Annotated in this window: 8 protein-coding genes; 6 read left to right on the top strand and 2 right to left on the bottom strand. The window is 63.6% G+C overall.

Annotated elements, in window-relative coordinates; genetic code table 11:
- On the bottom strand, positions 1–442 hold a 442-nt coding region (locus tag VDP82_RS10985; RefSeq protein ID WP_323014888.1), incomplete at its 3' end, for a sulfurtransferase.
- A gap of 78 nt (positions 443–520) precedes the next feature.
- Entirely contained in the window at positions 521–1,540 is a 1,020-nt protein-coding gene (locus tag VDP82_RS10980; protein WP_323014887.1) for a substrate-binding domain-containing protein, read from the bottom strand.
- 483 nt (positions 1,541–2,023) lie between these two features.
- Here VDP82_RS10980 and VDP82_RS10975 point away from each other — a divergent pair, with 483 nt between their 5' ends.
- The 6 genes from VDP82_RS10975 to VDP82_RS10950 all read left to right on the top strand — a co-directional run.
- Positions 2,024–3,292 carry an ABC transporter substrate-binding protein gene (locus tag VDP82_RS10975; protein ID WP_323014886.1) on the top strand — a complete coding sequence of 423 codons (1,269 nt, stop codon included), beginning with the start codon at positions 2,024–2,026 and terminating at the stop codon, positions 3,290–3,292.
- 87 nt (positions 3,293–3,379) lie between these two features.
- Positions 3,380–4,360, top strand: coding sequence for a carbohydrate ABC transporter permease (locus tag VDP82_RS10970; protein WP_323014885.1), 981 nt, complete (start codon positions 3,380–3,382; stop codon positions 4,358–4,360).
- Positions 4,360–5,205 carry a carbohydrate ABC transporter permease gene (locus VDP82_RS10965; RefSeq protein ID WP_323014884.1) on the top strand — a complete coding sequence of 282 codons (846 nt, stop codon included), beginning with the start codon at positions 4,360–4,362 and terminating at the stop codon, positions 5,203–5,205. Before VDP82_RS10970 ends, VDP82_RS10965 begins: the two co-directional genes overlap by 1 nt.
- A 12-nt stretch (positions 5,206–5,217) precedes the next feature.
- Positions 5,218–6,225, top strand: coding sequence for an ABC transporter ATP-binding protein (locus tag VDP82_RS10960; protein ID WP_323014883.1), 1,008 nt, complete (start codon positions 5,218–5,220; stop codon positions 6,223–6,225).
- 127 nt (positions 6,226–6,352) lie between these two features.
- Positions 6,353–7,141 (top strand): ThuA domain-containing protein, encoded by a 789-nt coding sequence (locus VDP82_RS10955; RefSeq protein ID WP_323014882.1) that lies wholly within the window; start codon positions 6,353–6,355, stop codon positions 7,139–7,141.
- Between the two features lie 35 nt (positions 7,142–7,176).
- Positions 7,177–7,825 (top strand): Gfo/Idh/MocA family oxidoreductase (locus VDP82_RS10950; RefSeq protein ID WP_323014881.1); only part of this gene is annotated, 649 nt, incomplete at its 3' end.

The following is a 7,825-nucleotide window of genomic DNA, read 5'->3' as shown; positions in this document are numbered from 1 at the left end:
CGAAATTTGCATTGAAGATCCGCGCGGGCCGGCTGACCGGGCCGGCGACCACCGGGCGGCGCTCGGCGCGCCATTTGGGGCCGCCACCGGCCAGGATGCGCACATTCCGCGCGCCCATGATGGTGAAGGTCCACCAGGCGCGGGGCGCCGAGAAAAGCCCGATCTCGTCATAGATGACGATGGTCATGGTGTCCGAAATGCCCAGCGCGCCCACCATATGGGCGAAATCGGCGGGGGCGGGCAGCATGTGGGGCAGGTCGGTATCGGTGTCGGCGATGCCGTCGATGTCGAAAAAGACCGCGCCGGGGATGTGCCCGGCCAGATATTCGGCTTGGGCGTTGCGGGCGGCATTGGGCATGTGCCAGCTGGCATCGACCACCACCAGGTCGGGGTCGTCGAGATGGGCGGCCAGCCATTCGGTGGTGACGAAGGGATTGTCCATGATCGCATCCTCCCGGGGACTGGCATGGTGGTACGCCGGGCCCCGGCCGCGGGCAAGGGAAAGATGCGGAGGGCGGCCTCAGCGCGCGGGGGCGGGGCCGGAGCTTTCGCGCAGCACCAGCTCCACCGGCCAGAGCTCGTGAATCTGCTCGGCGGGCTTGCCGGCCAGGATCTGGCCGATCAGCTCGGCGATGCGGGTGCCGGCCTGGCGCATGGAGGAACGCGTGGTGGACATGGTGGGATACATGTTGTCGGCGTTGAGATAGGGGAAGACGTCGTCATGGGCGATCATGGAAACGTCCTGGCCCAATTGCAGCCCGGCCTGGCGGATGGCGCGGAACACGCCCAGCGCCGTCATCATCGAGCCGGCGAGGAAGGCGGTGGGGCGGGGCCGGAGCTCCAGCATGGACTGGGCCAGTCGGAAGGCCACTTCGTCGGTGAAGATGGAATTGCCCATCAGGGTCTTGTCGAAGCCGATGCCGCGGGCCGCCAGGGCCTGGCGATAGCCGCGCTCGCGGTGTTCCACGAAGGTTTGGCCCTTGAGCCCGTTGAGCAGCGCGATGCGGCGATGGCCCAGATCGAGCAGGTGGTTGGTGGCCCGCTCCAGCGCGCCCTCATTGTCGATGTCGAGCCAGGGCACCGGCCGGCCGATTTCGGTGCGGCCATGCAGCACGAAGGGAATGCCCAGATCGAGCAGCAATTCGGCGCGCTCGTCACGCAGGGTGGGGGAATGGAGCACGACCGCATCCACCTTCTGGCTGGCGGCCAGGCGCCGATAGGCGGCCATCTCGTCGTGCTGGCTGGCCACGGTGGTGACGAGAAGGTCGATCTCGGCATCGGCCATGCGGCCGCCCAGCCCGCCCAGGAACTCGCTGGTATGGGGGCCGAATTCCTCCGAGCCGCGCAGCACCATGCCGACGGCGCCGGCGCGGCCGGTGGCCAGGCGCAAGGCGCTGGCATTGGGCCTGTAGCCGAGCCGCGCGGCGGCCTCGGAAACGCGATGGCGCGTGGCCTCGTTGACTTCCGGATAGCCGTTGAGCGCGCGGCTGACGGTGGTCTGGGACAGGCCGAGATGTTGGGCGAGCTCTTTCAGTCTCATATTGGGTTCTGGCCCATCCGGTTCGCAGCGTCGCCCGGCGCCGGCGCGATGCCGGGGCGGATCGGCTTGCCATTAGGGCAGGCGGCGGCCTTTGAACAGCGCAAACGCCCTTACTCCTCCGCGAATTATTCAAAGCGATTTCAAATTCAAACGCAAGGGGCAGAAAATGCGTTTTCGGATTGAGGTGCGTACATCAATGCACCGCGATACAAAATTAACCTTTTGGGCAACGGAATTTGTCTAATATATTGAAATTAAAGTATAAAATTCTGATGGCATAGGAGATTCCTAAAGTTTGCCCCGATGGGTGCTTGACAGGAAATGGCCAGTCTGGTTGTTTTTCTTTCAAAGCGCTTTGAATTGAGCCGTGGAACGGTTCGGCAGGGCGCTTTCGGGGAGGTGAGGGCAAGGGTTCCGGGGATCGAAACCGGGCCCGATGCATGCATGCCTCCCTGCGATCTGGTTCTTTCGGGAGGATTACCAATGAAACTCAAACACCTGCTTGTCGGCATGATGGCCAGTGTCACCCTGGTCGCCGGGATGGCCCAGGCGGCCGAGCTGTCGATCGTTTCGGGCGATACCGGCACCGGCCTCGAATTCTTGCGCGGCCAGCTCGACAAGTTCGAGGCGGCAACCGGCCACAAGGTCACCGTCGTGCCCATGCCGTCCTCGACCACGGACCAGTTCGGCCAGTACAAATTGTGGCTCGCCGCCGGCAACACCGATATCGACGTCTACCAGACCGACGTGATCTGGGCGCCCCAGCTTGCCGACCAGTTCCTCGACCTGACCGATGCGGCCAAGGATGTGGTGGGCCAGCATTTCCCCTCGATCATCGAGTCGCAGACCGTGAACGGCAAGCTCGTGGCGCTGCCGGCCTTCACCGACGCCCCGGCGCTCTACTACCGCAAGGACCTGCTGGACAAATACGGCAAGTCGGTTCCCAAGACCTGGCAGGAGCTGACCGACACCGCCAAGGAAATCATGGATGCCGAGCGCGCCGCCGGCAATGCCGAGATGTGGGGGTTCGTCTTCCAGGGCAACGCCTATGAAGGGCTGACCTGCGACGCGCTGGAATGGGTCAAGTCCTATGGCGGCGGCCAGATCGTGGAAGCCGACGGCACCATCTCGATCAACAATCCGCAGGCGGCCAAGGCCATCGACATGGCGGCAAGCTGGATCGGCACCATCTCGCCCGAAGGCAACCTCGCCTATATGGAAGAGGAAAGCCGCGGCGTCTGGCAGCTGGGCAATTCGGTGTTCCACCGCAACTGGCCCTATGCCTATTCGCTGGGTAATGGCGCCGACTCCCCCATCGCCGGCAAGTTCGATGTGGCGCCGCTCCCGGCCGGTGACGGCCCCGATGCCCGCTCGGCCGCGACGCTGGGCGGCTGGAACGTGGCCGTTTCCAAATACAGCAAGGCCCCCGATGCGGCCATCGAGCTGGCGCTCTATCTGAGCTCGGCCGAGGTGCAGAAGGAACGCGCGCTCATGCAGTCCAACCTGCCCACGATCGAGGCGCTCTATGACGATGCCGACATCGCCAAGACCCAGCCGATCATTCCGGCCTGGAAGGAGATCTTCCAGAACGCGGTGCCGCGTCCGTCGGCCCCGACCAAGGTGAAGTACAACGAAGTGTCCTCGCTGTTCTGGAGCGCGGTGCACGACACGCTGTCGGGCAACGGCACGGCGGCGGAAAACCTGGAAGGCCTGGAAGCCGACCTCGAAGACCTCAAGGGCAGTGCCTGGTAAGTCCTCCCTAGGCAAGCCTGATGGGGCGGACGGCGGCTTTGCCCGCCGCCCGCCCCGCGCCAAGACGACCGATAGGAGGAGGACAAGATGGCGACCGATGTTCTGGGAGCGCCGTCCGCCAGGGCGGGCGTCAAGGTCAGATCGGAACTGATGGAGCAGCGCGTCCGCGCCGCCCGGCTGTTCCTGATCCCCATGCTGGTGGCGCTGGCCGTCGTGGCCGGGTGGCCGCTGCTGCGCTCGATCTATTTTTCCTTCACCGATGCCTCGCTGAGCAATCTGGAAGCGGCGCAATGGTATGGCTTCGGCAATTATCTGCGCTGGCAGGTGCTCGAAAGCGGCAATGTGCGCTATCGCGGGCTGCTGGTGGACCAGGCCTGGTGGAATGCGGTCTGGAATACTGTCCGCTTCGCCTTCGTCTCGGTCTTTTTCGAGGCCGTGCTCGGCATGATGGTGGCGCTGGTGCTCAATGCCGAGTTCAAGGGACGGGGGCTGGTGCGTGCCGCCATCCTGGTGCCCTGGGCCATTCCCACCATCGTTTCGGCCAAGATGTGGGGCTGGATGCTCAACGACCAGTTCGGCATCATCAACGATCTGGGCATGCGGCTGGGCCTTCTGAGCCAGAAAGTGGCCTGGACCGCCTCGGCCGACACCGCCATGACCGCCGTGCTGATCGTCGATATCTGGAAGACCACGCCCTTCATGGCGCTGCTCACCCTGGCCGGATTGCAGATGATCCCCAAGGACATCTACGAGGCCGCCGAAATCGACGGGGTGCATCCGGTCAAGCAATTCTTCAAGATCACCCTGCCGCTGGTGCGGCCGGCGCTGATGGTGGCGATCATCTTCCGCCTGCTCGACGCGCTGCGCATTTTCGATCTCATCTATGTGCTGACGCCCAATAGCGCCGCCACCAAGACCATGAGCGTGCTGGCGCGCGAAAATCTCTTCGATTTCGACAAGTTCGCCTATGGCTCGGCCATGTCGACGCTGCTGTTCCTGATCATCGCGGCGCTGACCATTCTCTATATCTGGCTGGGCCAGGTCCGGTTTGACGGGGGAGACCGCTGATGGGCGCGAATTTCAGCCTGTGGAAGCTGACGAAGTGGACGCTGTTCTACCTGCTCGTTCTCGTCATCGTGGTGGTGAGCGTCTTCCCGTTCTACTACGCGATCCTCACCAGCTTCAAATCGGGCACGGACCTGTTCCGCATCAATTACTGGCCGACCTCGTTCAGCCTGAATAACTATTTCAACGTGCTCAATACCGGCAGCTTCCCGCGGAACCTGCTCAATTCGGTGTTCATCTCGTCGGTGACGGTGCTGCTGGCGCTGTTCCTGGCCATCACCGCTTCCTTTGCCCTCAGCCGCGTGCGGTTCCGGGGGCGGGGCCTGCTGCTGATGACCATATTGGGCGTGTCGATGTTTCCGCAGATGGCGGTGCTGGCGGGCCTGTTTGAGCTGATCCGCTTCATGGGCATCTACAATACGCCCTGGGCGCTGGTGTTTTCCTACACCATCTTCACCCTGCCCTTCACCGTCTGGGTGCTGACCACCTTCATGCGCGACCTGCCGGTGGAAATCGAGGAGGCCGCCATTGTCGACGGGGCTACGCCCTGGGTCATCATCACGCGGGTATTCATGCCGCTGATGTGGCCGGCGCTGGTCACCACGGGCCTATTGGCCTTTATCGGGGCCTGGAACGAGTTCCTCTTCGCGCTCACCTTCACCTCCAGCAACGATACCCGCACGGTGCCGGTGGCCATCGCGCTGCTGTCGGGCAGCACGCAATATGAAATCCCCTGGGGCAACATCATGGCGGCTTCGGTGATCGTCACCGTGCCGGTGGTGGTGCTGGTGCTGATCTTCCAGCGCAAGATCGTGAGCGGGCTGACCGCCGGCGGCGTCAAGGGCTAATGGAGTTATAAAATGGCAAGCATCGAGCTGCGCAATATCCGCAAGTCCTTCGGCGTGGTCGAGGTCATCAAGGGGGTCGACCTCACGATCCGCAAAGGTGAGTTCATGGTGTTCGTCGGCCCTTCGGGCTGCGGAAAATCCACCCTGCTGCGGCTGATCTCGGGGCTGGAGGACATTACTTCGGGCGAAATGCTGTTCGACGGGCAGCGCGTCAATGCGCTGGCGCCCTCCAAGCGCGGCATCGCCATGGTGTTCCAGTCCTATGCGCTTTATCCGCATATGACGGTCTATGAAAACATGGCCTTCGGGCTGACGCTGGAAAAGGGCCACGACAAGGACGAAATCCGGCGGCGCGTCGAGAAGGCCGCCGACATGCTGCAAATCCGGCAATATCTGGATCGCCTGCCCAAGCAGCTTTCGGGCGGGCAGCGCCAGCGCGTGGCCATCGGCCGGGCGATCACGCGCGATCCCAAGGTGTTCCTGTTCGACGAACCGCTCTCCAATCTGGACGCGGCGCTGCGGGTGGCCACCCGTATCGAGATCGCCAAGCTGCATGAGGGCATGCCCGAAACCACCATGATCTATGTGACCCATGACCAGGTGGAGGCCATGACGCTGGCCGACCGCATCTGCGTGTTGCGCGACGGCATGATCGAGCAGGTGGGCACGCCCATGGAGCTTTATGAAACACCGGACAGCCTGTTCGTCGCCGGCTTCATCGGCAGCCCCAAGATGAATTTCATCGGTGGGGAGCGCGCGGCGGCGCATGGAGCGAGCACCATCGGCATTCGCGGCGAGCACATCGCCATCGTGCCCGAGGGCGGGGAATGGAGCGGCACGGTGATCCACACCGAAAACCTGGGCGCCGATTCCTACGTCTATCTCGACATGGGCACGGAAGAGCCGGTGGTGGTGCGGCTGGATGGAGCCAACAGCTACAAGAGCGGCGATGTGGTGCACGTCACCCCCATGGCCGACCGGATCCACCGCTTCGACGCCTCGGGCAAGCCGATGCGCTGAGGCGGCGCGCCCGCCGGAACGACACATCGCGCCGGCGATCCCGCCGACGCCATAGCATGACAGCCGTGACGGACGGGCCTCCCTTCCGCGCGTCATGGCGACGAGGCCATATCGACAGGAGATTACCATGGCTATCCGCACCCTGGTCTGGGGCGAAAACGTCCACGAGCAGAAAAACAAGGAAGTCGCCGCCAACTATCCCAAGGGCATGCACAACCAGATTGCGGCGCTGCTGGCCCAGGACGGCAATATCGAAGCGCGCACCACCACGCTCCAGGAGCCCGAGCATGGCTGCACCGAAGAGGCGCTGGCCAATACCGACGTGCTGGTCTGGTGGGGCCACGCCGCCCATGACCAGGTGGACGACGCCGTGGTCAAGAGGGTGATGGAGCATGTCTGGCAGGGCATGGGCCTGATCGTGCTGCATTCGGGGCATCACTCCAAGGTGTTCAGGGGGCTGATGGGGTCGCCGGCCAATCTGCATTGGCGCGAGGCGGGCGAGCGCGAGCGGCTGTGGGTGGTCAATCCCGGCCATCCCATCGCCAAGGGCCTGCCGGCCTATTTCGAGCTCGAATATGAAGAGATGTATGGCGAGCCCTTCAGCGTGCCCGAGCCGCTGGAAACGGTGTTCGTCTCCTGGTTCCAGGGCGGGGAAGTGTTCCGAAGCGGCCTCACCTATCGGCGCGGCGCGGGCAATATCTTCTATTTCCGCCCCGGCCACGAAACCTACCCGACCTATCACGACGCCAATGTCGGCCAGGTGCTGCGCAACGCGGTCAACTGGGCCTATAACAGCCAGCGTCAGGCGCATCTGCTCAAGGCCCCCAACCGCCCGGTGGGCGAGGCCATCGAAAAGATCGAGGAGCGCGGCGCCAAGCTGACCGCCTCCATGCATGCCGGCGAGGTCAAGAAATAAGGCCCGGACTTTTCTCTGTTTCAGGATTATAGACGATGCGTATCCTCATTCTGGGTACCGGCGGCATGGCCAATCAGCATGCCAAGCATTTCGGCGCCATCGAGGGGGTGACCCTGGCGGGCGGCGTGGACGTGGACCCGGCGCGGGTCGAGGCCTTTTGCCAGGCGCATGGCATCGAGCGGGGCTTCGGTTCGCTCGATGCGGCGCTGGCCTGGGGCGAATTCGACGCCATTGCCAATGTGACGCCCGACAGCGTGCATTATCCCACCACCATGGCGGCCTTGCAGGCGGGCAAGCATGTGTTCTGCGAAAAGCCGCTGGCCACCGACCATGGCAAGGCCATGGAGATGACCGAGACCGCCGAACGGCTGGGCCTGGTCAACATGGTCAACCTCACCTATCGCAATGTCGCCCAATTGCAGAAGGCGCGCGAGATCGTGCAGTCGGGCGCCATCGGGCGGGTCAAGCATTTCGAGGCGAGCTATCTGCAAAGCTGGCTGGTCTCGAAGGCCTGGGGCGACTGGCGCACGGAAAGCCAGTGGCTGTGGCGGCTTTCCAAGAAGCACGGCTCCAATGGCGTCCTGGGCGATATCGGCGTGCATATCCTCGATTTTGCCGCCTATGGCGCGGGCAGCGATTTTTCCCGCGTCTTCTGCCGGCTGGAAACCTTCGACAAGGCGCCGG

The organism is Devosia sp. (assembly GCF_034675085.1).
Taxonomy (GTDB): Bacteria; Pseudomonadota; Alphaproteobacteria; order Rhizobiales; family Devosiaceae; genus Devosia.
The sequence above is the reverse complement of the archived record's forward strand: the minus strand, read 5'-3'. Positions and strand labels throughout refer to the sequence as shown.

Excerpts from the sequence above, each read along its gene's own strand:
- VDP82_RS10970 (WP_323014885.1), top strand. The coding sequence starts at position 3,380 with ATGGCGACCGATGTTCTGGGAGCGCCGTCCGCCAGGGCGGGCGTCAAG.
- VDP82_RS10960 (WP_323014883.1), top strand. The coding sequence starts at position 5,218 with ATGGCAAGCATCGAGCTGCGCAATATCCGCAAGTCCTTCGGCGTGGTC.
- VDP82_RS10955 (WP_323014882.1), top strand. The coding sequence starts at position 6,353 with ATGGCTATCCGCACCCTGGTCTGGGGCGAAAACGTCCACGAGCAGAAA.
- VDP82_RS10975 (WP_323014886.1), top strand. The coding sequence starts at position 2,024 with ATGAAACTCAAACACCTGCTTGTCGGCATGATGGCCAGTGTCACCCTG.
- VDP82_RS10965 (WP_323014884.1), top strand. The coding sequence starts at position 4,360 with ATGGGCGCGAATTTCAGCCTGTGGAAGCTGACGAAGTGGACGCTGTTC.
- VDP82_RS10980 (WP_323014887.1), bottom strand. The coding sequence starts at position 1,540 with ATGAGACTGAAAGAGCTCGCCCAACATCTCGGCCTGTCCCAGACCACC.